At 73.3% G+C, this 21,319-nt stretch carries 21 protein-coding genes; 11 read left to right on the forward strand and 10 right to left on the reverse strand.

What is annotated here, in order from left to right:
• Nucleotide 1 precedes the first annotated feature (1 nt).
• Nucleotides 2-190 (reverse strand): ferredoxin, encoded by a 189-nt coding sequence (locus ACIBNE_RS24880; RefSeq protein ID WP_399275043.1) that lies wholly within the window; start codon nt 188-190, stop codon nt 2-4.
• 220 nt (nt 191-410) lie between these two features.
• On the opposite strand from ACIBNE_RS24880, the gene ACIBNE_RS24885 reads away from it, so the two are divergent.
• Both ACIBNE_RS24885 and ACIBNE_RS24890 read left to right on the forward strand, forming a co-directional pair.
• Nucleotides 411-1,766: a glutamine synthetase family protein gene (locus ACIBNE_RS24885; protein ID WP_399275045.1), complete on the forward strand. Its 1,356-nt coding sequence runs from the start codon at nt 411-413 to the stop codon at nt 1,764-1,766.
• 34 nt (nt 1,767-1,800) lie between these two features.
• Nucleotides 1,801-3,105: a cytochrome P450 gene (locus ACIBNE_RS24890; RefSeq protein WP_399275047.1), complete on the forward strand. Its 1,305-nt coding sequence runs from the start codon at nt 1,801-1,803 to the stop codon at nt 3,103-3,105.
• Nucleotides 3,106-3,144: 39 nt separating this feature from the next.
• Here ACIBNE_RS24890 and ACIBNE_RS24895 read toward each other — a convergent pair whose 3' ends face one another.
• Nucleotides 3,145-4,278 (reverse strand): hypothetical protein, encoded by a 1,134-nt coding sequence (locus ACIBNE_RS24895; protein ID WP_399275049.1) that lies wholly within the window; start codon nt 4,276-4,278, stop codon nt 3,145-3,147.
• A gap of 62 nt (nt 4,279-4,340) precedes the next feature.
• Between ACIBNE_RS24895 and ACIBNE_RS24900 the strand changes: the two genes are divergently transcribed.
• The 3 genes from ACIBNE_RS24900 (at nt 4,341) to ACIBNE_RS24910 (ending at nt 7,855) form a co-directional block, all read left to right on the forward strand.
• Entirely contained in the window at nt 4,341-4,862 is a 522-nt protein-coding gene (locus ACIBNE_RS24900) for a MarR family winged helix-turn-helix transcriptional regulator (protein ID WP_399275051.1), read from the forward strand.
• A gap of 229 nt (nt 4,863-5,091) precedes the next feature.
• Entirely contained in the window at nt 5,092-6,699 is a 1,608-nt protein-coding gene (locus tag ACIBNE_RS24905; RefSeq protein ID WP_399275053.1) for an ABC-F family ATP-binding cassette domain-containing protein, read from the forward strand.
• Nucleotides 6,700-6,892: 193 nt separating this feature from the next.
• Complete coding sequence (locus ACIBNE_RS24910) at nt 6,893-7,855, forward strand: sigma-70 family RNA polymerase sigma factor (protein WP_399275055.1); 963 nt, start codon at nt 6,893-6,895, stop codon at nt 7,853-7,855.
• A gap of 64 nt (nt 7,856-7,919) precedes the next feature.
• Here the strand turns inward: ACIBNE_RS24910 and ACIBNE_RS24915 are convergent, their stop codons facing one another.
• Genes ACIBNE_RS24915 through ACIBNE_RS24930 form a run of 4 tightly spaced genes read right to left on the reverse strand, consistent with a single transcriptional unit; the run spans nt 7,920 to nt 11,330 of the window.
• Nucleotides 7,920-8,582 carry a methionine ABC transporter permease gene (locus ACIBNE_RS24915; RefSeq protein WP_399275057.1) on the reverse strand — a complete coding sequence of 221 codons (663 nt, stop codon included), beginning with the start codon at nt 8,580-8,582 and terminating at the stop codon, nt 7,920-7,922.
• Nucleotides 8,582-9,514 (reverse strand): methionine ABC transporter ATP-binding protein, encoded by a 933-nt coding sequence (locus ACIBNE_RS24920; protein ID WP_399275059.1) that lies wholly within the window; start codon nt 9,512-9,514, stop codon nt 8,582-8,584. Before ACIBNE_RS24920 ends, ACIBNE_RS24915 begins: the two co-directional genes overlap by 1 nt.
• Nucleotides 9,515-9,536: 22 nt before the next feature.
• Nucleotides 9,537-10,418, reverse strand: coding sequence for a MetQ/NlpA family ABC transporter substrate-binding protein (locus tag ACIBNE_RS24925; protein ID WP_399275061.1), 882 nt, complete (start codon nt 10,416-10,418; stop codon nt 9,537-9,539).
• 33 nt (nt 10,419-10,451) lie between these two features.
• A complete protein-coding gene (locus tag ACIBNE_RS24930) occupies nt 10,452-11,330 on the reverse strand; it encodes an oligopeptide/dipeptide ABC transporter ATP-binding protein (RefSeq protein WP_399275063.1) in 879 nt (292 codons plus the stop codon).
• 215 nt (nt 11,331-11,545) lie between these two features.
• Between ACIBNE_RS24930 and ACIBNE_RS24935 the strand changes: the two genes are divergently transcribed.
• Nucleotides 11,546-11,815 carry a hypothetical protein gene (locus tag ACIBNE_RS24935; protein WP_399275065.1) on the forward strand — a complete coding sequence of 90 codons (270 nt, stop codon included), beginning with the start codon at nt 11,546-11,548 and terminating at the stop codon, nt 11,813-11,815.
• A 163-nt stretch (nt 11,816-11,978) separates the two neighbouring features.
• Here the strand turns inward: ACIBNE_RS24935 and ACIBNE_RS24940 are convergent, their stop codons facing one another.
• Nucleotides 11,979-12,461, reverse strand: coding sequence for a luciferase family protein (locus ACIBNE_RS24940; protein ID WP_399275067.1), 483 nt, complete (start codon nt 12,459-12,461; stop codon nt 11,979-11,981).
• Nucleotides 12,462-12,586: 125 nt separating this feature from the next.
• Between ACIBNE_RS24940 and ACIBNE_RS24945 the strand changes: the two genes are divergently transcribed.
• Nucleotides 12,587-13,267: a S1 family peptidase gene (locus ACIBNE_RS24945; protein WP_399275069.1), complete on the forward strand. Its 681-nt coding sequence runs from the start codon at nt 12,587-12,589 to the stop codon at nt 13,265-13,267.
• Between the two features lie 33 nt (nt 13,268-13,300).
• Here ACIBNE_RS24945 and ACIBNE_RS24950 read toward each other — a convergent pair whose 3' ends face one another.
• Nucleotides 13,301-13,783, reverse strand: coding sequence for a GNAT family N-acetyltransferase (locus ACIBNE_RS24950; RefSeq protein WP_399275071.1), 483 nt, complete (start codon nt 13,781-13,783; stop codon nt 13,301-13,303).
• Between the two features lie 144 nt (nt 13,784-13,927).
• Between ACIBNE_RS24950 and ACIBNE_RS24955 the strand changes: the two genes are divergently transcribed.
• Nucleotides 13,928-14,152, forward strand: coding sequence for a hypothetical protein (locus ACIBNE_RS24955; protein ID WP_399275073.1), 225 nt, complete (start codon nt 13,928-13,930; stop codon nt 14,150-14,152).
• A gap of 22 nt (nt 14,153-14,174) precedes the next feature.
• Here the strand turns inward: ACIBNE_RS24955 and ACIBNE_RS24960 are convergent, their stop codons facing one another.
• Nucleotides 14,175-14,924: a maleylpyruvate isomerase family mycothiol-dependent enzyme gene (locus ACIBNE_RS24960; RefSeq protein ID WP_399275074.1), complete on the reverse strand. Its 750-nt coding sequence runs from the start codon at nt 14,922-14,924 to the stop codon at nt 14,175-14,177.
• A gap of 83 nt (nt 14,925-15,007) precedes the next feature.
• Nucleotides 15,008-16,066: a phosphotransferase family protein gene (locus ACIBNE_RS24965; RefSeq protein ID WP_399275076.1), complete on the reverse strand. Its 1,059-nt coding sequence runs from the start codon at nt 16,064-16,066 to the stop codon at nt 15,008-15,010.
• Between the two features lie 261 nt (nt 16,067-16,327).
• On the opposite strand from ACIBNE_RS24965, the gene ACIBNE_RS24970 reads away from it, so the two are divergent.
• The 3 genes from ACIBNE_RS24970 to ACIBNE_RS24980 all read left to right on the forward strand — a co-directional run bounded on the left by ACIBNE_RS24970 (nt 16,328) and on the right by ACIBNE_RS24980 (nt 21,300).
• The gene (locus tag ACIBNE_RS24970) at nt 16,328-17,464 is read left to right on the forward strand and encodes an abortive phage infection protein (protein ID WP_399275429.1); all 1,137 of its coding nucleotides are present in this window, start codon (nt 16,328-16,330) and stop codon (nt 17,462-17,464) included.
• 151 nt (nt 17,465-17,615) lie between these two features.
• On the forward strand, nt 17,616-19,673 hold the full coding sequence (locus ACIBNE_RS24975; protein ID WP_399275078.1) for a phosphocholine-specific phospholipase C: 2,058 nt from the start codon (nt 17,616-17,618) through the stop codon (nt 19,671-19,673).
• A gap of 184 nt (nt 19,674-19,857) precedes the next feature.
• Nucleotides 19,858-21,300 carry a PP2C family protein-serine/threonine phosphatase gene (locus ACIBNE_RS24980; RefSeq protein ID WP_399275080.1) on the forward strand — a complete coding sequence of 481 codons (1,443 nt, stop codon included), beginning with the start codon at nt 19,858-19,860 and terminating at the stop codon, nt 21,298-21,300.
• Nucleotides 21,301-21,319: the final 19 nt, after the last annotated feature.

Below are 21,319 nucleotides of genomic sequence, written 5' to 3' on the forward strand. Positions count from 1 at the left end.
GTCAGTCCTCGATCCTGATGGCCTGCACGGGGCAGACGTCGGCGGCGTCCTCGACGTCGTCGCGCCGGATGTCGTCGGGGTCGGTGGTGTAGTCGAGGTGCCCTTCGTCGTCCAGCCGGAAGACCTCGGGGGCGGCGAATACGCACTGGCCGTGGTCCTGGCACTTGCCCCTGTCGACGACGACCTTCATGTACGGCCCTCCTGAGCTCCGGCGCCATAAATCGTTTGGTACCAAACAACGTAGGCAACCGTTCCGGTCCGGTCAATCCCCCGTGCGATACGAGGAGTTGACCTCCCGGGCCTTGCGCACCCGACCGGAGCATCCCTACCGTCGAAGCATCGTTTGGCATCAAACAACTTGCATCAACCCCACAACTGCGGCCACGTCAGGTCCGCCCGAGGAGGCAGCGGTGAGCGCTCCCGACCCCGCACAGGTCCGTCGGCACACCGAGCGGTTGGCCGCGACAGGGATCGACGTGGTGCGGGTGGTCTATCCCGATCTGCTCGGCACGGACCGCGCCCGCGACGTGCTGCTCGACCACCTTCCGACGGCCTGCGCCCACGGGCTCGCGTTCTGCCGGGCCGTCTACCACACGACTCCCGGCGGCGACGTGGTGCCCGTGCCCGGCGGCCTCGACGCGGGCCTGCCCGACGTGGTCGTGCACCCCGACCTCGACACGCTCGTCGCGCTGCCCTGGGAGCCGGGAACGGCGAGCTGCCTGGGCGACGTCACCGATCCGCACACCGGGACCCCCACCCCCGAGTCCCCCCGCGACCTGCTGCGCGCCGTGCTCGCCCGGTGCGCCGAACGGGACCTGCACCCCGTCGCAGGACCGGAGTTGGAGTACTTCCTGTGCGACGCCGACCCGGCGGCGCCCGGCGGCTGGCGGCGCTACAGCTCGGCTTCGGGCGCGGTGTACACGGCGGGGCTGCGCGCCGACCCCGACAACCACCTGCTGCGGCTGCTGCGGCTGCTGCACGGGGCGGACATCGGCGTCACCAACGGCAACCACGAGTTCGACGGCGGGCAGTTCGAGATCAACCTCACCCACTCCGGCGCGCTGGACGCGGCCGACCGGGCCTTCCGGCTCAAGTCCGCGGTGAAGGAGCTGGCCCGCAAGGAGGGCAGGCTCGCCACCTTCATGGCCAAGCCCTTCAACGACGCCGGCGGTTCGGGCTTCCACCTCCACCTGTCGTGCACGGACGCCGAGGGGAACAACGTCTTCGACGACCCCTCGGCCCCCGACGGCCTCTCCGCCACCGCACGGCACGCGGTGGCCGGGCTCGTCGCCCACGCGCCCGCCCTGTCCGCGCTGGTCAACCCGACGGTCAACTCCTACAAGAGGTTCGGACCCGACACCCTGGCGCCCTGGCTGATCGACTGGGGCCTGGACAACCGCAGCGCGATGGTCCGCGTCCCGCCCGAGCGCGGTTCGGGCACCCGCCTCGAACTGCGCCTGGGCGACGCGAGCGCCAACCCGTACCTGCTGGTCGCGGCCGTCGTCGCGGCCGTCCTGCTCGGCATCGAGGCGGCCGACGAGCCGCCCGCGCCGCTGAAGGGGTACGGGTACGACACCGCGCGCGCCGCCCTGCTGCCCGCGACGCTGCCCGCCGCACTGGCCGCGCTGGAGGCGGACTCGGGACTGACCCAGCTGCTCGGCAAGGACTTCACGACCGCGTACCTCGCGTACAAGCACAACGAGGTCGACCGCTTCCAGCAGCACGTCACCGACTGGGAGTTCACCGAGTACGCGTACCACCTGTGACCGCCCCCGCCGCACGGCCGGAAGGAACCCCGACATGCCCCCGCAGCCCCGGCGCCCGCACCCCGTGACGGCGCCCGACCCGGCGCCGCCCCTGCCCCTGGACGAGGTCGACCTCACCGACCTCGACCGCTTCACCGACGGCACCACCCCCTGGCGGATGTTCCACACCCTGCGCCACGAGGACCCCGTCCACTGGCAGCCCGAGCCCGCGCCCAACTCCGGCTTCTGGGCGGTCACCCGGCACGAGGACATCGTCCGCGTCGACCGCGACGCGGAGACCTTCACCTCGGCGCGGTTCGTCAACCTCGAAGAGGTGGACGACGACCAGATCGCCAAGCGCGCCTCGATGCTGGAGCTGGACGGCACCCGGCACCGGGCGCTGCGCAGCCTGCTCCAGCGCCAGTTCGGGCACACCGTGATCAGCGGCTACACGGACTTCCTGCGCGGCCTCACCGCGCGCACCCTCGACGCGGCGCTGCCCCGGGGCGAGTTCGACTTCGTCGAGCACGTCTCGGCGGACTTCCCGATCAACGTGCTCGCCCGCCTCCTCGACGTGCCGCCCGAGGACAACCGCAAGCTCATCGCCTGGGGCAACCGCCTCATCGGCAACACGGACCCCGACTACGCCGACGTGCTGCTCGACAGCGAGGACAGCGAGCGCTACCGCGACCTGCCGTTCCGCTCCCCCGCCGCGACCGAGGTCTTCGAGTACGGCCGCGAGCTGGCCGGGCAGCGGCGCGGCCGCGCCGGCACCGACCTCGTCTCGCGCCTCGTCAACGAGGTCCCGCGCGACGGGGTCCCGCTCTCCGGGCAGGACTTCGACAACTACTTCCTGCTCCTGGTCGTCGCGGGCAACGAGACGACCAGGCACGCCATTTCGCACTCCGCGCTCGCACTGATCGAGAACCCGGACCAGCTGGCGCGGCTGCGCGACGACCCGGCGCTCATCCCCGCCGCCGTCGAGGAGTTCCTGCGCTGGGCCTCCCCGATCTACCACTTCCGCCGCACCGCGACCCGGGACACCGAGCTGGGCGGCAGGAAGGTCAAGGAGGGCGACAAGGTGGTCATGTGGTACGCGTCGGGCAACCGCGACGAGGGCGTGTTCCCCGACCCGTACGCCTTCGACGTGACCCGCGCCGAGAACGACCACCTCACCTTCGGCAAGGGCAGCCCGCACCTGTGCCTGGGCAACCTGCTGGCCCGTACGGAGATCCGCATCATGTTCGAGGAGCTGATCCCCCGGCTCGCGGACATCCGCCTCGCGGGTCCCGTGCGGCGCGTCCGCTCCAACTTCGTGAACGGCATCAAGCACCTGCCGGTACGGGTGGCGACGTCGTAGCTCCTCCCGACGGGCCCGGTCGTCCGGCTCCGGGGCCCGTCAGACCCGGTCGGGCGAGAAGGCGCCGACGCCGCCACCGCCGTCCAGCGGATTGATCCGGCGCAGCGCGGCGTAGGCGGCGGCCGGGTAGCGCTGGTCGGGGCGCAGCGCGTACTCCCGCAGGCACGCCTCGGTGAACTTGACGACGTGCTCGTCGCCGTGTTCGGCGGCGCGCGGGGCCAGTTCGTGGACGGGCGGCAGGTCGGGGACCTCGGCCCGCCACGCGCCCGTGCCCTCGTCGCGCCGGTCCACGGTCAGGGCGAGCAGGAACGCCGTCTGGACCTGCCAGAGGCGGGCGACCGTCGGGCCGTGCAGCTCCGTCGGGAGGTGCGGCAGGACCAGGCGGACGGCGGCGGGCGCGGTGACGCCGTGGATCAGGGGAACCGGGTAGACCTCGGGGTGCCCGAGGTAGACGTCGGCGAACTGGAGCGTCATCTCGGTCAGCAGCAGGGGTGCCTGATCGGGGCCGATCCAGCCCAGTGCCGCACTGTAGTGCGGGAGTTCTTCGAGAGCGCCGAACCTCTCCCGGGCGGCCTCCGCCGTCAGGCCGCCCGGGAGCGGGACGCGGGGCAGGGCTTCGACGGCGGCGGACACGGCGCGGGTGCCGGTGAGGCGGGGGGTGCCGGGGAGTTCGGTGTAGCGGGCGGCCCAGTAGGCCAGGCCCCTGGCCAGCTCGCGGAGCTGGAGTCCGGTCGCGGCGTTCCCCGCTGTGTACAGGCCGCGCACCGCGTGGGCGGTGCGGATCACGCCGTGGGTGAGTCCGGCGAAGAGGCCCGGGAGGAGCCGGGGCCACCAGCGGGCGAGCACGTCGCGCCAGTGCGCTTCGGCGAGTTCCGCGCCGAAGAGCCGCTCCCAGTCGCCCGCCCTGCGGATGTCGCCGAGGGCGGGGCGCCAGGACGCCTCGTCCGCCGGGTCGACGCGCAGGAGCGCGGCGGGCGGCTCGTGGTGCTCCATGGCCCTGCGGTAGCGGACGACCCACCGGGCGACGTCGTCTCCCATGCCGAGCAGGACGAGCGCCTCGGCGCCCATCGGGCCGTGGTTGGCGAGGTCGACGCCCTGCCCCCGTTCGTACCCCAGGTCGTCCAGGCGCTCAAGGGCGTCGTTGAGCGCGTCTGTGTAGCTCACTGCGGGCATGACGGACCCCATCCTTCGATTTTCCGAACAGTTTGGATTTCCGAAGCATCTACACTCACAGTATGCACGACGCTCCCGAGCCGTACGCCGCCGAGCCGCAGACGGTCCACCGCCCCCGGGCCCTGACGCCCGAAGAACTCCAAGTCGTCGGCCTGATCCCGCTGTTGGAGCCGCACTTCCGGCCGGGCGAGGTCCGCGAGCTGATGCCGGAGCCGCTGCGCACGGCGATGGAGTCGCACGGCCTGACCACCCGTCACGGATCCGTGCTCCCCCACCTGCTGGCCGGTCCGCCGCTGACCGTCGGCGAGATCGCGGGGCGGCTGCACGTCTCCCTTTCCACGGCGAGCGAGCTGGTCGGCGGGCTGAGCAGGGCCGGGGTCGCCCGGCGCGACCACGACCCGGCGAACCGCCGCCGCGTGCTGGTCACGCTCGCCGACGAGTACCGCACCCCGCTGGAGACCTTCGCGGCCCGGCGCGGCGAACCGCTGGTCCGCGCCCTCGCGGAGCTGACGGAGGACGAGCGGGCCGGGTTCCTGGCGGGGCTGCGGGCGTGGGTCGCCCAGTTGCAGTCGCCCGCCGACTGACCGCGAGGGGCTGCGCGGGACCGTGCGGGGCTACGAGGGACCGCGCGGGACTCCGGAAGGATCCGACAGAGCCCGGCAGACCCCGCCGAACCCCGGGGGCCGATAAATCCGGTGCGCCCTCCGGGAGGGCTCGGTTAGCGTGGAGACATGTCTACGCCCCGAGTTTCCTAGCCGAGGACCCGCTTCCACGCCAGAAGTGTGTCCCTCAGCCCTCTCGGAGCGTTACCCCATGATCACCGTTCGCGGTGTCGAGCTGCGCGCAGGTGCCCGCCTGCTGCTCGCCGACACCTCCTTCACCGTCTCCCCCGGCGACCGCATCGGCCTCGTCGGCCGCAACGGCGCGGGCAAGACCACCCTGCTCACCGCCCTGGCCGGCCGCTCCCGCCCGGCGTCGGGAAGCATCACCCGCACCGGCCCGCTGGGCTTCCTCGCACAGGACTCCCGCGCCGCCGACCCCTCGGTCACCGTCACGGACCGCATCCTCGCCGCGCGCGGCCTCGACCGCGCCCTGCACGCCCTGCGCGCCGCCGAGACGGCGATGGCCGCCGCCTCGGCCGACCCCGTCGCCCTCGAACGGGCCATGGCCGCCTACGCCCGCGCCGAAACCGCCTTCCAGTCCGGCGGCGGATACGCGGCAGAGGCCGAGGCCGCCCGGGTCGCGGCCGGGCTCGGGCTGCCCGAGCGCGTCCTGGCCGAGCCGGTCGGCGCGCTCTCCGGCGGTCAGCGGCGCCGGGTCGAACTGGCCAGGATCCTGTTCGCGGGACACACCGGCACCCTGCTCCTCGACGAGCCGACCAACCACCTGGACGCCGACTCGGTCGGCTGGCTGCGCGCCTTCCTGCGCGGCCACTCGGGCGGCGTGGTCGTGATCAGCCACGACACCTCGCTCCTGGCCGACGTGGTGAACCGGGTCTTCCACCTCGACCCGGCCCGTGCGGCGGTCGACGTGCACAATACCGGCTGGGAGCGGTACCTCGCGCAGCGCGCGGCCGACGAGCGGCGGCGGGCCAGGGAGCGCGCGGGCGCCGAGCGCAAGGCCGCCTCGCTGCACGCCCAGGCGGACCGGATGCGGGCCCGCGTCGCCACCGCCGCGACCGCCAGGAGCATGGCGCGCCGCGCCGACCGCATGCTCGCCGAGCTCGAACCCGCGCGGCGCACCGAGAAGGTCGCCAGGATCCGGCTGCCCGAGCCCTCCCCCTGCGGCCGGATGCCGCTCGGCGCGGTCGGCCTCACCAAGGCGTACGGCGGCCGCCGCGTCCTGGACGGGGTGGACCTCGCCGTCGACCGGGGCAGCAGGCTGCTGGTCCTCGGCCTCAACGGCGCGGGCAAGACCACGCTGCTGCGCGTCCTGGCGGGCCGGGAGGCGCCGGACGGCGGCAGGGTCGTGCCGGGGCACGGGCTGCGGCTCGGGTACTTCGCGCAGGAGCACGACACGCTGCGCGAGGAACTGACCGTACGGGAGAACCTCGTCGCCGACGCCCCGCACCTCACCGACGGCGAAGTGCGGGGCGTGCTGGGCTCGTTCCTGTTCACCGGGGACGACGCCGACAAGCGCGCCGGGGTGCTCTCCGGCGGCGAGAAGACCCGGCTGGCGCTGGCCGGTCTCGTCCACTCCGGCGCCAACGTGCTGCTCCTCGACGAACCGACCAACAACCTCGACCCCGCGTCGCGCGACGAGGTGCTGGCGGCGGTCGGCTCCTACCCCGGCGCGATCGTGATGGTCACCCACGACGAGGGCGCCGTCGACGCGCTGCGCCCCGACCGGGTGCTGCTGCTGCCGGACGCGGACGAGGACCTGTGGAACGAGGAGTACCGGGAACTCGTCGCACTGGCCTGAGTCCGGGGCCGGGGCCGGGGCCGGGGCCGGGGCCGGTGCGGGCGTACGGGGACGGTGCGTCATCTCCGTACGCCCGCCGCCTCGTTGCAGGGGGACCGGCAGAGACCTGCGCCGACGGTCTCTGTAGCGTGCTCGTCGACACATGGGGCCGGGCGCCGGACGACCGGCCCCGGCAGCGAAAGGACATGACACGGTGACAGACAGCACGGGGGCGGGCGGCACGGCGCCCGACGACGTGGCGCTCGCCGAGCGCTTCGAGCGGGACCGGTCCCATCTGCGGGCGGTGGCCTACCGCATGCTCGGCTCGCTCAGCGAGGCCGACGACGCCGTCCAGGAGACGTGGATCCGCCTGGCCCGCACCGACACCAGTGACGTGCTGAACCTCAGCGGCTGGCTCACCACGGTCGTGGGCCGGGTCTGCCTGAACATGCTGCGCTCGCGCGACACCCGGCGCGAGGACCCGCTGGAGACGTTCGCCTCGGGCGCGCCGCGCGCCGAGGCGGACGGCTCGGCCGTCGACCCCGAGCAGGAGGCCCTGATGGCCGACTCGGTCGGGCTCGCCCTGCTGGTGGTGCTCGACACGCTGTCGCCCGACGAGCGGCTCGCGTTCGTGCTGCACGACATGTTCGCCGTGCCGTTCGAGGAGATCGCGGAGCTGCTGGACCGTACGTCCGCCTCCACGCGGCAGCTCGCCAGCCGCGCCCGCCGCCGCGTGAAGGGCGGCGCGCCGGATCCCGGCGCCGACGCCGGGCGCAAGCGGCTGGTGGTGGACGCCTTCCTGGCGGCCACCAGGGGCGGCGACTTCGAGGCGCTCGTCTCGCTCCTCCACCCGGACGTGGTGCTGCGCGCCGACCGGTTCGCCGGGCCGACGCCCGAGCCGATCCTGGTCGGCGGCGCGGAGACGGTGGCGCGCGGCGCGATGGCCGCGATGGGCCGGGCCGCGTTCACCGGTGTGGCGCTCATCGACGGGGCGTTCGGCCTCGCGATGGCTCCGCTGGGCCGGCTCCGGCTCGTGCTGCAGTTCACCGTGGTCGACGGCCTGATCACCGGGATCGAAGTGGTCGCGGACCCCGAGCGCATCGCGAATCTGGAGCTCGACGTGGCGGACGGGCCCGCCGTCACGGACGAGCCGGGCGCCACCGGGCCGCAGGCCTGAGTGGCGGATGACGCGGTACGGGGCCGGGCGCGGCGCGCCCGGCCCCGTACCGCGCTTCGGTGCCTCAGCGGCGCAGCACCTTGCGCGACAGCGCGTTGCCCAGCAGCTGGGCCGCCTGCACCAGGGCGATCAGGATGAGCACCGTCACCGCCATCACCCGGTCGTCGAACCGCAGGTAGCCGTGGGTGATGGCGAGGTTGCCCACGCCCCCGCCGCCCACCGTGCCCGCGATCACCGAGAAGTCGATCAGCGCCACGAGCATGAAGGTCATGCCGAGGATCAGCGGGCCCAGCGCCTCGGGCACCAGCACGGTCAGCAGGATCCGCACCCTGCTGGTGCCCATCGCGCGGGCCGCCTCGATCACTCCCGGCTCGACGCCCACGAGGTTGCTCTCCACGATCCTGGCGACCCCGAAGGTCGCGATGAACGTCATCGGGAAGATCACCGCGTCGGTGCCGACCGCCGTGCCCATCAGCTCCCGCGTCACGGGGTTGAGGACGACGATCGCGATCAGCGCGGGGACCGGTCTGATGACGTTGACCAGGAAGCTGAGCAGCACGAAGACGAGCCGGTTCTGGAAGATGCCGCCCTTGCGGGTGGCGTACAGGGCCAGCCCGACGAACGTGCCGAAGAGCGTGGCCAGCACGAGGGTCGCGAGGACCATGTAGACCGTCTCGCCCGTCGCGTCGACGATCTTCGGCCAGAGGACGTCCCAGTCCTGTTGCACTACGCGTTCACCGCCTTCGTCGCCACGCCGTCCGGTGCTTTCGCCACACCGTCCGCAGCCTTCGCCACACCGTCCGCAACCTTCGCCCCGCCGTCCGGCGCGCTCGCCCCGCCGTCCAGGTCCGCCAGGACCGCCGCCGCGACCGTGTCGGGCACGCCGTGCTCCCGCAGCAGCCCGGGAAGCAGGCCGCGCACGGGGGACGCGTGCAGCGCCGCCCGTACGAACTCCCGGGTCGTCGGGTGGCTCGGGCGCGTGAAGACCTCGTGCACCTCGCCCTCCTCCACGACCGCGCCGTCCTCCATGACCGCGACCCGGTCGCAGATCGCGGTGACCACCTCCGTCTCGTGCGTGATCACCACGATCGTGACGCCCAGCTCGGAGTTGACCCGCTTCAGCAGGGCCAGCACCTCCTGGGTGGTGCCGGGGTCCAGCGCGGACGTCGCCTCGTCGCAGAGCAGCACGCGCGGCGACGTGGCGAGCGCGCGGGCGATGCCGACGCGCTGGCGCTGGCCGCCCGAGAGCTGCTCGGGGTAGCGGCGGGCGTGGTCGGCGAGGCCGACGAAGTCCAGCGCCTCCAGGGCCTTGGCGCGGGCCCCGGCCCTGGAGTGCCCGGACTGGCGCAGCGGGAACACCACGTTGCCCAGCACGGTCCTGGACCTGAAGAGGTTGAACTGCTGGAAGATCATGCCGATGTCGCGCCGCGCGGCGCGCAGTTGGCGCTCGCCGAGCGCCGTCAGCTCCTGTCCCGCGACGGTGACGGTGCCGCTCGTCGGCCGCTCCAGCAGGTTCACCAGGCGCAGCAGCGTGGACTTGCCCGCGCCGCTGTGGCCGACGATGCCGTGGACGGAGCCCGCGGCCACCTCCAGGTCGACGGCGTCCACGGCCCGTACGCCGCCCTTGAACTCCTTGCTGACCCCGGCCAGCCGGATCATGGGCCCGTCCTGGGCCGCGGCGCTACTTCTTGAGCTGCTGTGCGACACGGTCCAGCTCCTTCTCCAACTCGCTCTGCGACAGGTCGAGGTGGACGCCGGTGCCGTTGGCGTACTTCTGGTAGGCGTCCTGGACCGGCTTGCTCGCGTACAGCTTCGCGATCTTGGCGTAGTCGGGGTTGTCCTTGTCGCCCGCGCGGACGGCTATGACGTTGATGTACGGGCGGATCCGCGGGTCCTTGGGGTCGTCGTGGAAGAGCGCCGACTTCGCGTCGATCTTGGCGAGCGACGCGACGCCGTCGTTGATGATCGCGATGCCCACGTCGGGCAGCAGGCGCGGCGTCTGCTGGGCGTTGACCGGGGTGAACTCCAGGTTCTTCGGGTTCTTCGCGACGTCCTCGGGGGTGGCGTACAGGCCCGTGCCCGGCTTCAGCTCGATGAGCCCCGCGCGGTCCAGCAGGTGCAGCGCGCGGCCCTGGTTGGCCGGGTCGTCGGGGTGGGCGACCTTCGCGCCGTCCTTGAGGTCCTGGAGCTTGTCGACCTTCTTGGAGTAGATGCCGAGGGGGACGACGGTGGTGGCCGAGAGGGGGACGATGTCGGTCTTGTTCTCCAGGTTGGACTGGGCGAGGAAGACCAGGTGCTGGAAGGCGTTGAGGTCGATGTCGCCGGCCGCGAGCGCCTTGTTGGGCAGCGAGTAGTCGTCGAAGGAGACCGGTTCGACCTTGAGGCCCTGCTTCTCGGCCTCCTTCACGAGCGTGTCCCACTCCTGGGCGTCGCCGCTGATGCCGACCTTGATGGTGTTCTCGTCGTCGCCGCCGATCAGACCGCAGCCCGACGTCAGGACGGCCAGCGCGGTGCCGGTTGCGGCCGCGAGTACGGCGCGGCGGCTGAGCGGGGTGCGGTGCATGGTGATGACTCTCCTCGTGGGTGTGGACGGGATTCAGGCCGGGAAGTGGCAGGCCGCGGTGGTGCCCCGGCCGGATGCGGCGGGGACCGGGATCTCGCTCTCGCAGCGCGCGCGGTCGGCGGCGCCGAGGGCGGAGTAGCGGGGGCAGCGGCCGCGGAATCCGCAGCCGGTCTGCCGTTCGGCGGGGCTCGGCGGATCGCCCGCCAGCAGGACGCGTTCGCGTTCGCGCTCCCGTACGGGGTCGGGCAGCGGGACCGCGGAGAGCAGCGCCCTGGTGTACGGGTGCCGGGGGTCGCCGAACACCTCGTCGACCGGGCCGCTCTCGACGGTGCGGCCCAGGTACATCACGCTGACCCGGTCGGCGACGTGCCGGATCACCGACAGGTCGTGCGAGGAGACGTCGAGCGCGGTGGTCGGCTCGTCGGCGAGGATCGTCTCCGGGGCGTTGGCGATCGCCGTGGTGGTGAGGGCGCGCTGGCGCATGCCGCCGGAGAACTCGTGCGGGTGGGCGCGGGCCCGGCCTGCCGGGTCGGGGACGCCGACGAGGTCGAGGAGTTCGACGGCGCGGCGGGCGGCGTGGGCGCGGGAGACGTCCTGCTGGGTGCGGACGGCCTCGGCTATCCGGTCGCCGACGTGGTGGACCGGGATGAGGGCCGAGAGCGGGTCCTGGAGGACCATGCCGATGCGGGCACCGCCCAGCCAGTGCCGGAAGCGCTCGGCGAGCGGGGTGCGGTCGTTGATGCCGAGCGCGGTGAGCCGCGCCTCGACCTGTGCGGGCGGGGGCGGGGGCCGGCGGCCCCCGAAGTAGCCGCGCGGGGAGAGCGCGAGCGAGGGCAAGGCGTAGGAGACCACGACGGCAAGCGCCAGTAGCAGAGCGTAGTAGCCGAGGCGTTTGGAGAGGTGGCTGAGCACGAGTGGGAATCCTCGGCAGGGCTTCGTGGGGACGGGGCGGTGAGCGACGCTATCCCACGGTTGTGACCGGGTGCGGCCCGTGCGTGAACCCTCTGTTGCAGCCTCAATAAATGCTCTGACCTGCTACTTTCATGGCCCTTTCGAGGGTCGGGGCCGTTCTACGGTTCCTGTTGCCGCGACCTCGCGACGCCGTACCGACCGGGAGGAACTCCAGCATGAACCGGGCCCGCAGGGCGATGGCCCTGACCGTAGCGACCGCGTCCACCGCCGTGGCGGTGACTGCGTGTGTCGGTACCTCGGACTCCGGCGACGGGGGCACGCGGCCCGCGCCGAAGGTCGGCGTGCAGGGGCTGAACCCGCATCAGGCGTCCGACCTGAAGCAGGGCGGCACCGTGCGCCTCTCGGTGCGGCAGTGGATCAGCCGGTCCAGCCCGAACCAGGTGGACGGCACGCAGGACCGCCTCAACCCGAAGGCGAAGCGCTGAACGGCACGGACGAGCGCTGCCGGGTCGCCGACACGGCGGGCTACGAGCAGATCTCATCTGGTGGTCGGCCGGCTGAAGTAGCCGTACGGAAAGCGGGGAGGTCCCACGAGTCCGTGGGACCTCCCCGGGGCGGTTCGTCGACCGTTCGGTGTGTGCGCTCCGTTCAGTGTCCGTGCGCGCCGTGCGCCAGGAAGCGGCCGAACGCCCGCCACTTCCCGACGGCGGCCCCGTCGGCGGAAGCGGCGGGCGAGGGCACGGCGGCCGGTACGGCGGCCGCCGTACCGGGTGGTTCGGGCCCCTGCCAGTCGCACGGCACGGGCGTCAGGCCCGTCGGTACCGCGCCGTGCTCCTTGAGCGCCACGCTCACCAGCGTCAGCAACAGGGCGATGTCCGCGTCGCAGTCCAGGAGGACCGTCACCCAGTCGCCACCGGGTTTCACCCGGATCGCGCTGCTGTGCCGCAGGTGGGGCAACAGCCGCTGGACGGCGGCGCGGGTGAGGCGGACATCGGCGGAGTCCTCGGAATGGAAGTGCACGACATCGCCCTCGGCACTGCTGAGGGCGAGACCAACAGTGCACCGGGGCGGGGCACTTACCAGATCCGGCCATGTCTCTAGTTGAGTCATGGCGCGATGAGCCACGGTCATAACCCCATCGTGGCGCACACTTCACCTGCTGGACCACCTCTGGTACCCACCGAGTGACGACTTTCGGGCTTTTGGTCCTTCCCACATGCCCCGACAATGACGGGGACACGCCATCGGGAGGGATCGTGAAGCCGTACCGCGCAGGACCGGCCGTCGCCTTGTTCGCCCTGTTGCTCGCCTGGTCGGGTGTCGCGGCGCCCGCCGCCCTCGGTGCCGTGCGCGCCGTGGAAGTGCGTGGCTCGGACGTGTTGTACGCCTCCGGAGGGCTGCGCTGCACGGTCGGCTTCAACGCGCGTGGCGGAGATCGTACGTACGCGGTCGTGGCCGGGCACTGCGCGGGCGCCGCGGGCACAGCCTGGTTCGCCGACCCCGCGCTGACCGTGCCCGTGGGCGTCACCGAGGCGGTGACCTTCCCCGGCCGGGACCACGCCGTGATCCGCTACACCAACGCCTCGGTGAGCCGTCCGGGCGAAGTGCGCACGGGGCCCGGCACGGTCCGCGACATCACCGGCGCCGCGCAGCCCCGGGTGGGGCAGTCCCTGTGCCACGTCGGCCGGACGAGCGGGCTGCGCTGCGGCACCGTCACCGCGGTGAACGTCTCGGTCACCTACCCCGAGGGCACGGTCCACGGCCTGTTCCGCTCCAACATCTGCACCGAGCCGGGCGACACGGGCGGCCCCGCCTTCTCCGGCACCCTCGCGCTGGGCCTGATCGTCGGCGGCAGCGGCAGCTGCGCGTCGGGCGGGGTCACCTACTACCAGCCGGTGGCCGCCGCCCTCTCCGCGTACGGACTCGCGCTGTACTGAGCCCGTGCCGCCAGCGGCCCGTCGGCCTGCGGATCAGCCCAGTTCGCGGACGAAGGTAAGGCCGGGCCGTCCGCCGAGGTCGGCCTCGCCCGTGACCGTGAAGCCCGCGCGGGCCAGCACCGCACGCGAACCAGCGTTGTCCAGGGTCGTGCGCGCCCACAGCGAGGTCAGCCCGTAGTCGGTGGCGGCCAGCTCGCACACCTCCCGCACGGCGGCCGTCGCCAGGCCCCGGCCCGCCGCGCTCTTGGCGATGCGGTAGCCCAGCTCGGCCGTGCCGTCCTCGACGTCGATCAGGTTGACCCGGCCCAGGACCGCCCCGTCGTCGGCCACGAGCAGGTGGAAGCGGCAGGTGCCGGCGGACTGCTCGGCGAGCAGCCCGGCGTGCCGGTCGTCGAACTCCGCGAAGTACGCGTCGCCCCGGTCCGGCACGGATTCGGCGAAGTAGGCGCGGTTCTCCCGCTCGAAGTCGAGCAGGGCGGGGGCGTGGTCGGCACGCAGGCACTGGAGTTCGGGCATGCGGACACGGTACGCGGCCGGTGCGCGGACGGCCCGTCCTTTTCCGTCCCCCCGGCCTCGCCCGGGGCCGGCCCCGTCGACCGCCCCCGAGCGGCGCACCGGGGGCGGTGCCGGGCCCGCCGTCCGACCGTGCAGACTGGGCTCATGTCCACCTCTTCCCGGTCCCCCCGTCGCCTCTGCCCCGTCTGCGGGCGTGACATCGCGGTCGTGGCGGGCCGCCTGGCCCGCCACGACCCGCCGCCGGGAATCGGCCACGCGCAGCTCACGTCCTGCGACGGTTCGCGGACGCGGGTGGGTCCCGGCGCCGCGCAGCCGTCCCTCGACGGGTATGTGGTGCCGGATTTCCCCGGTCAGATGCAGCTGTTCTGACCGGACCGGCCCCCTCGCGGGGTCAGATGCTGCTCGCCTCGCGCCACAGCCGTGCGGCCTCCGCGTCGCCCGTGACGCTCAGCCGCTCCTGCGGCAGCCGGTTCCACAGCACCAGGTAGAGGTCGGCCGCCGGGCCTTCGACCACGCAGTCCGGCGCCTCGGGCTCCTCGGTGGTGCGATCGGTCGTCGGCGCGTCGGCCGAGAGGCGCACGGTCCAGGCCGCGTCCGGGACGTCGGTGGCCCGCAGGCGCAGCGTGCGCGGGGTTTCGCTGCGCACCCTGCCGCGGTCGAGGGGGTGGACGCCGCACAGCAGTTCGTCCACGCCGTCCGCGGCAAACGCCGGGTCGAGCTGCGACAGCGGCAGCCCTGCGGCGGACTCGGCGTCCACCCGGTGCACGGCCGTCTCGTGGGCCTGGCGCCGCCTCCAGAAGGCCCGCGACGAGCCGTCGGGGCCGGGGAACAGCGTCCAGCAGGACAGGTCGGCGGGGGCCGAGCGCAGCGTCTCGATCAGGGTGCGGTGCCCTTGGCGGTACCACTCCAACAGGGCCTCGTGGGCGAGGTCGGGCGGGTCGACGGGCGGCTGTCGCTCCTGCAGGTTCCCGGCGACCTGACGGGTCGCCCAGCGGTGGACCCGGCCCACGTGGCCGACCAGGTCGTGGACCACCCAGTCGGGGCAGGCCGGTACGGGCGCGTCCGCGGCGGCGCGTTCGGCGGCGGCCGCGAGGCGGCGGCCCTCGACGTCCAGGATCTCGATGAACTCTTCGCTCTTCACCCCGCCGAGTGTGCCCGCAGGGGCGCTCCCGGGACACCGGATAATCACCACGCGGACCGTCCTCGCGCGATGCGAGGACCGCGTCAGGCCCAGGGGCGCCGGTCGGCTCCCGGCAGCGGGCGCGGCGCGGGCCGGGCGGCGACGAGGCGGTCGGCGAGCGCGCCGGAGAGCGTGCCCACCGCGTGCAGCAGGTCGTGGTCGCGGGCGAGCCCTGCGACCACGTCGAGCCGGTGCACCAGGCGCTCCCTGGCCGTGCTCGGCCCCCACGCGAAGTCCTCCACCGGCACGCGCGCGAGGTGGTCGCGGGTCTCGCGCTCCGCGCGCCGCACGAGCGCGTCGCCCTGGACGAGCCAGCCCGCGCAGGCGTCCGCGAGGTCGCCCGGGACGTCCGTGCCGGTGCGCGAGCGCCACGTGGAGCGGTAGACGGACTCCGCCTCCTCCAGCGGCGCGCCCGTCACCGACATGGCGCACCAGCAGGTCGGGAACCCGATGCGCAGATAGGCGAGTTCGACCAGTCCGTTGCCCAGTGCGGCGTGCTCGAAGTCGATGAACCGCACGCCGCCCGAGGTCCGCAGGTCGTTCCCGGGGCACGGGTCGCCGTGCAGCAGGGCGTGGTGCGGCGCCGGGTCGAGCCGGTCCAGGAGCGCGCCGAGCTGGTCGGCCGCGCGCGGGGGCACCTCGACGTCCAGTGCCTCGGCCAGGGCGAGGAACGCGTCGGCGTCGGCGGGCTTCGGGCCCGCCCAGGCGGGGAGCGCGCCCCGGTCGGCCGGTCCCGTGACCGAGTGCAGCCTGGCCAGCGCGTCGGCGTACCCGGGCAGCCAGTCACCGCCCCCGGACGCGCCCTGTTCTTCGAGGAGTTCCAGGACCATCACCCGGTTCCGCGGGTCGGTGCCGAGGAGCGCGGGGGCGACGGCCGGGTCGGCGGCGCGCCCCGCGAGGCGCAGCGCGGTGACCTCGCGCGCGAAGCGGGTGGCGCCGTCCGTGGTGGCGCCGCCTTCGGCGGTCTGCTTGACGATCGCGGGGGTGCCGTCGGCGAGGGCGGTCCGCCACACGTGCGAGCGGGGGCTGCTCTCCAGGAGGTGGCCTCCCTCGGGGAGACCCAGCGCGGACAGTGGCTCGCCGATCGGCATGGGTGTCGTCATGGCGATCACCCTAGGCACGGTACGGGCGGGCGGCTCAACCGACTTTCCCCCGACGGGCGCGGCCGCCAACGCCCTTGCACGACAAGGCCGATCGGCCGCGTCGTAGTCCCCAGGGCCACGGCGGCCGCTACCAAGGTCGGCGCGTCGGCGACCTTCGGACGATCCGTCCGGACGGGGCCTGCGGGCAGAGTGAGTGCCGTGCAGCGCGGCGCCGGGGGCGCCGGACGGATCGACGAGGGAGTCACGGTGAACGGCAAGGGCATGAGCAGGGCGCGGTTCCTGGCGGGTACGGCGGGCCTGGGGGCCGCTGCCGCCGCTGGGCCGCTGGTGGCGGCGGCTCCCGCGGGGGCCGCGCCCGTGCGGGCTGCGGGCGGGGCGGACGGGCGCGGGCGGCGGGGTCTCGGGCAGCGCGGGGTGTGCTACGAGGTGGGGCCGGGCGAGACCCCGGGGACGGCGTGGAGCGCGGAGCGGATGCGCGGGGACGTCAGGGCGATCGCCAGGGACCTGCACGCGGACACGGTCTCGGTGTTCGGCGAGGGCGTGGACCGGCTGCGGGCGACGTCCAGCGCGGCGGCCGAGCAGGGGCTCGGCGTCTGGCTCCAGCCCAGGCTCGGGGACGTGCCCGAGGCCGAGATCCTGGACCACCTCGCGGAGACCGGGCGGCACGCGGAGCGGCTGCGGCGGGCGGGGGCGCGGGTCCATCTGAGCGTGGGCTGCGAGTTCGTGCTGTTCGTGCCGGGGATCGTGCCGGGCGCCGACGCCCTCGAACGGGTGGAGAACCTGCTCAAGGGGAACTTCGACCCGGTGCACATGATGCGGCGGCTCACCGAGGTCGTCGCCGCGGCGGCGCGGGTGGGCAGGTCGGTGTTCCGGGGGCCGTTGACGTACGGCGCGGCGCAGGACGAGGAGGTCGACTGGAAGCTCTTCGACGTGGTGAGCGTCAACTACTACGCGTACCACCCGAAGAAGTCCGACTACGTGAAGGAGCTGTCGCCTTTCCTGCGCTGGGGCAAGCCGGTCGCGGTGACGGAGTTCGGCACGTGCACCTACGTCGGCGCCCCGGAGCGGGGCGGCATGGGCTGGCACACGGTCGACTACTCCAAGACGCCGCCGGAGATCGTCGGGGACCTGGTGCGCGGCGAGCGGACGCAGGCGGCGTACCTCACGGACATGCTCGACGTGTTCGAGTCGATGAACCTGTACGCGGCGCTGCTGTACACCTTCGTCAGCCCCGACTCCCCGCACCGCCCCGAGCCGAAGCTCGACCTGGACATGGCGTCCTACAGCATCGTGAAGAGCGTCAAGGACCGTCCCGACGAACCGGCTTCCCCCTGGCACTGGGAGCCCAAGGCGGCGTTCCACGCCCTGGCCCGGCACTTCGCGCGGCACGCCTGCTGAGCGGGGCGGCTGCCGGGAGCGGGCGCTGTTCGTGAGGCGTACGGCGGAGCTTCACCCGACGGAAACCGGCTCTACCGACCCTTCCGTTTCCCTGTCCCCGCTTGGCACACTCCGTTCGCTCCCGTTCCCTCAACGAAGAGGTCCCCCCACCATGGCCGAACTCGACCGGCGCCGGTTCCTCCAGATCGCGGGCGCCACCGCGGGCTTCTCCGCCCTTTCGAGCAGCATCGCCCGCGCCGCCGCCATCCCGGCCGCGCGCGGGTCGGGCAGCATCCAGGACGTCGAGCACGTCGTCGTGCTCATGCAGGAGAACCGTTCGTTCGACCACTACTTCGGCTCGATGAAGGGCGTACGGGGCTTCGGCGACCCGCGCCCGGTGACCCTGCCGAGCGGCAGGAGCGTGTGGCACCAGCAGTCCGGCGGCAAGGACGTGCTGCCGTACCACCCGGATGCCGAAGACCTCGGCATGCAGTTCATCGCCGGGCTCAACCACGACTGGGCGGGCGGCCACAAGGCGTTCAACAACGGCCGCTACGACCAGTGGATACCCGCCAAGTCGGCCGGCACGATGGCCTATCTGACCCGCCAGGACATCCCGTTCCACTACGCGCTGGCCGACGCGTTCACCGTCTGCGACGCGTACCACTGCTCGTTCATCGGCGCGACGGACCCCAACCGGTACTACCTGTGGTCCGGGCACACCGGCAACGACGGCAGGGGCGGCGGGCCGGTCCTCGGCAACGAGGAGGCCGGGTACTCCTGGACCACGTACCCCGAGCGCCTGGAGAAGGCGGGCGTGTCCTGGAAGGTGTACCAGGACGTGGGCGACGGCCTGGACGCGGCCGGGCACTGGGGCTGGATCAACGACGCGTACCGCGGCAACTACGGCGACAACTCCCTGCTGTACTTCAACGCCTACCGCAACGCCAAGCCGGGCGAGCCGCTCTACGAGAAGGCCCGCACGGGCACGAACGTCAAGAAGGGCGACGGGCTCTTCGACCGGCTCAGGGCCGACGTGGCGGCCGGGACGCTGCCGAAGGTCTCCTGGATCGCCGCGCCCGAGGCGTTCAGCGAGCACCCCAACTGGCCCGCCAACTACGGCGCCTGGTACGTCTCGCAGGTGCTGGACGCGCTCACCGCCAACCCCGAGGTGTGGAGCAGGACCGCGCTGTTCGTCACCTACGACGAGAACGACGGCTACTTCGACCACGCCGTGCCGCCGTACCCGCCGTCGTCGGCGGCACAGGGCCTGTCGACCGTCGACACGGCGCTCGACAGGTTCGGCGGCAACGTCTCGTACGCGGCCGGGGCGTACGGGCTCGGCCAGCGGGTGCCGATGACCGTGGTGTCGCCGTGGAGCACCGGCGGCTTCGTCTGCTCCGAGGTCTTCGACCACACGTCGGTGATCCGGTTCCTGGAGCGCCGCTTCGGGGTCGCCGAGCCGAACATCTCGCCCTGGCGCCGGGCGATCTGCGGCGACCTCACCTCGGCCTTCGACTTCTCCCTGCGGGACACCGGCCCGGCCGAGCTGCCGAACACCGACGGCTACCGGCCGCCGGACGGCCAGCGCCACGACAGCTACGTGCCGAAACCGCCCGCGCAGCCCCTGCTGCCCAAGCAGGAGAAGGGCTCGCGCCCCACGCGCCCGCTCAGGTACGCGCCGTACGCGGACGGTGCCACCACCCCGTCGACCGGGCGCTTCCGGCTGACGTTCAGCGGCGGCGCCGGGGCCGGCGCGTGCTTCTACGTCACGTCGGGCAACCGCACCGACGCGCCGTGGACGTACACCGCAGAGGCGGGCAGGAGCGTCACCGACACCTGGAACGCCGCGTACTCCAAGGGCACGCACGACCTGACCGTGCACGGTCCCAACGGCTTCCTGCGCTCCTTCCGGCAGACCGCGTCCGCGGCGGGCCCCGAGGTGACCGCCCGGCACGCCGCGTCGGGCGGCGGCCTGGAGCTGACCGCGACCAACGCGGGCACCGCCGCCTGCCGCCTCACGTTCAGCAACGCCTACGGCGGCTCGGGCTGGACGCTGACCGTCCCCGCGGGCGGGCGCGTGACGCACCTGGTGGACCTCGCGGCCACCCGGCGGTGGTACGACGTGACGGTGGTCTGCGACACGGACCCGGTGTTCCGGCGCCGTCTCGCGGGGCACGTCGAGGACGGCACGGCGGGCATCAGCGATCCGGCAATCGCCACCGTCTGACGGTCAACTCCCCGGGGGACGCCGCCCGTTCGGCGCCCCCGGGAATCCGCTCGCCCGAGGCATATGCCAGAAGCACCACCGTATCGAGTGTTGCCGAACCCCTTACAGGAACTTCCCCGCTGTGCCACAGTCGTTACCGGTCCATTCGTCAGCTGGCCGCGCCGCGCCTGTATCGGAGTCCGACATGCCGTCCCATCCACTCGCGGACCGTCATGCACCGGGGTCCCCCGAGAAGGGGCTCGTAGACGCGCTCATCACGCGTACGCACCGGCTGCGCGGCGACGTGGACGCGGTGCGGCGCGACGCGTCGGCGCACGACGAGGACGACATGCACGGCCGCTGGCAGCGCGCGCTCTGCGACCTCGCCGTGCACCAGCTCGACGACCTCAGGGCCCACCTGGGCCAGCTCAAGGAGGGGCTGCCCGAGGAGGCCGCGCAGCTCCCCGCCCCGCGCGCACCCCACGGCGGCGCCGTGCCCGCCGCGCCTTCCGGCTCCCTGCTCAGCAGGGTCGGCAGCGCCGAGTGGAACCTGCTGACCGACGAGGTGAGCTGGTCGGACGAGCTGTACCAGATCTTCGGCCGCACCCAGGACTGCGGACCGCTGTCCCTGGACGAGCTGCCGACGATGGTCTTCGCCGAGGACCAGGCGCTGCTCACCGCCCTGGTGACGGACTGCCTCGTCGACGGCCGCCCCATCGACGGGGAGTTCCGGATCGTCCGTACGGACGGCCGGGTGCGCACGCTGCACATGATGGGCGAGCCCGTCCTGGACGCCGACGGGTGCACGGCCTCCATGTGGGCGGTCCTGCGGGACGTCAGCGAGCTGCGCAGGAGCCAGCGGGTCGTCCGCGAGAGCCTCGACTCGCTCCAGCGCCAGCGCCACATCGACCGCACCGAGCGGCGCCTCGCCGTCGAACTCCAGGAGGCCGTGCTGCCGCCCTGGCGCGGAACTCCGCGCCTCTCGCCCACCGGACCCGGCGGGCTCGACGTCGCGGCGCACTACCTCCCCTCCACCACGGACGCGCTGATCGGCGGCGACTGGTACGACGCGCTCGACCTGCCCGACGGCAGCTCCCTGCTGACCGTCGGCGACCTCACGGGCCACGGCGTGACGGCCACCTCCACCATGGCGATGCTGCTCGGCGCGCTGCGCGGCATGGCCGTCGCCGGAATCGCACCCGGCCCCCTGATGGGCCATCTGAACCAGCTGTTGGAGGCGTCGGCGCAGCCCGCGCTCGGCAGCGCCATCTGCTGCCGGTACGAGCCCACCACACGCACCCTGAGCTGGGCGCATGCGGGACACCCCGCCCCGCTGCTCTTCCGCGGCGGGGCGGGCGTGGCGTTGCCGCCGCCCGACGGCGTGCTGCTCGGGGCGACCTCCACAGCCGTGTACGAACAGGACGAGGTGCCGCTCCTTCCGGGCGACGTACTGGTGCTGCACACCGACGGGCTGACCCGCCGGGGTGCGCTCGACGAGCAGAACGTGCGTCGTCTGCTGGGGCTCGCGCCGAGGTTCGCCAGGGCCAGGACGGCGCGCGACTGCGTGCGCGGGATCGTCGAGGAGTTCGGCGGTGACGTCGGGCGCGAGGACGACGCGTGCGTGCTGGTGGCCAGGGTCGGCGAATAGCGCTCCACCGTGGATGTGG

This window comes from Streptomyces sp. NPDC050504 (assembly GCF_044458065.1).
In the GTDB taxonomy this organism is placed as follows: domain Bacteria; phylum Actinomycetota; class Actinomycetes; order Streptomycetales; family Streptomycetaceae; genus Streptomyces.

Excerpts from the sequence above, each read along its gene's own strand:
- ACIBNE_RS24880 (WP_399275043.1), bottom strand. The coding sequence starts at position 190 with ATGAAGGTCGTCGTCGACAGGGGCAAGTGCCAGGACCACGGCCAGTGC.
- ACIBNE_RS24890 (WP_399275047.1), top strand. The coding sequence starts at position 1,801 with ATGCCCCCGCAGCCCCGGCGCCCGCACCCCGTGACGGCGCCCGACCCG.
- ACIBNE_RS24895 (WP_399275049.1), bottom strand. The coding sequence starts at position 4,278 with ATGCCCGCAGTGAGCTACACAGACGCGCTCAACGACGCCCTTGAGCGC.
- ACIBNE_RS24900 (WP_399275051.1), top strand. The coding sequence starts at position 4,341 with ATGCACGACGCTCCCGAGCCGTACGCCGCCGAGCCGCAGACGGTCCAC.
- ACIBNE_RS24905 (WP_399275053.1), top strand. The coding sequence starts at position 5,092 with ATGATCACCGTTCGCGGTGTCGAGCTGCGCGCAGGTGCCCGCCTGCTG.
- ACIBNE_RS24920 (WP_399275059.1), bottom strand. The coding sequence starts at position 9,514 with ATGATCCGGCTGGCCGGGGTCAGCAAGGAGTTCAAGGGCGGCGTACGG.
- ACIBNE_RS24925 (WP_399275061.1), bottom strand. The coding sequence starts at position 10,418 with ATGCACCGCACCCCGCTCAGCCGCCGCGCCGTACTCGCGGCCGCAACC.
- ACIBNE_RS24935 (WP_399275065.1), top strand. The coding sequence starts at position 11,546 with ATGAACCGGGCCCGCAGGGCGATGGCCCTGACCGTAGCGACCGCGTCC.
- ACIBNE_RS24940 (WP_399275067.1), bottom strand. The coding sequence starts at position 12,461 with ATGACCGTGGCTCATCGCGCCATGACTCAACTAGAGACATGGCCGGAT.
- ACIBNE_RS24950 (WP_399275071.1), bottom strand. The coding sequence starts at position 13,783 with ATGCCCGAACTCCAGTGCCTGCGTGCCGACCACGCCCCCGCCCTGCTC.
- ACIBNE_RS24955 (WP_399275073.1), top strand. The coding sequence starts at position 13,928 with ATGTCCACCTCTTCCCGGTCCCCCCGTCGCCTCTGCCCCGTCTGCGGG.
- ACIBNE_RS24965 (WP_399275076.1), bottom strand. The coding sequence starts at position 16,066 with ATGACGACACCCATGCCGATCGGCGAGCCACTGTCCGCGCTGGGTCTC.
- ACIBNE_RS24970 (WP_399275429.1), top strand. The coding sequence starts at position 16,328 with ATGAGCAGGGCGCGGTTCCTGGCGGGTACGGCGGGCCTGGGGGCCGCT.
- ACIBNE_RS24975 (WP_399275078.1), top strand. The coding sequence starts at position 17,616 with ATGGCCGAACTCGACCGGCGCCGGTTCCTCCAGATCGCGGGCGCCACC.
- ACIBNE_RS24980 (WP_399275080.1), top strand. The coding sequence starts at position 19,858 with ATGCCGTCCCATCCACTCGCGGACCGTCATGCACCGGGGTCCCCCGAG.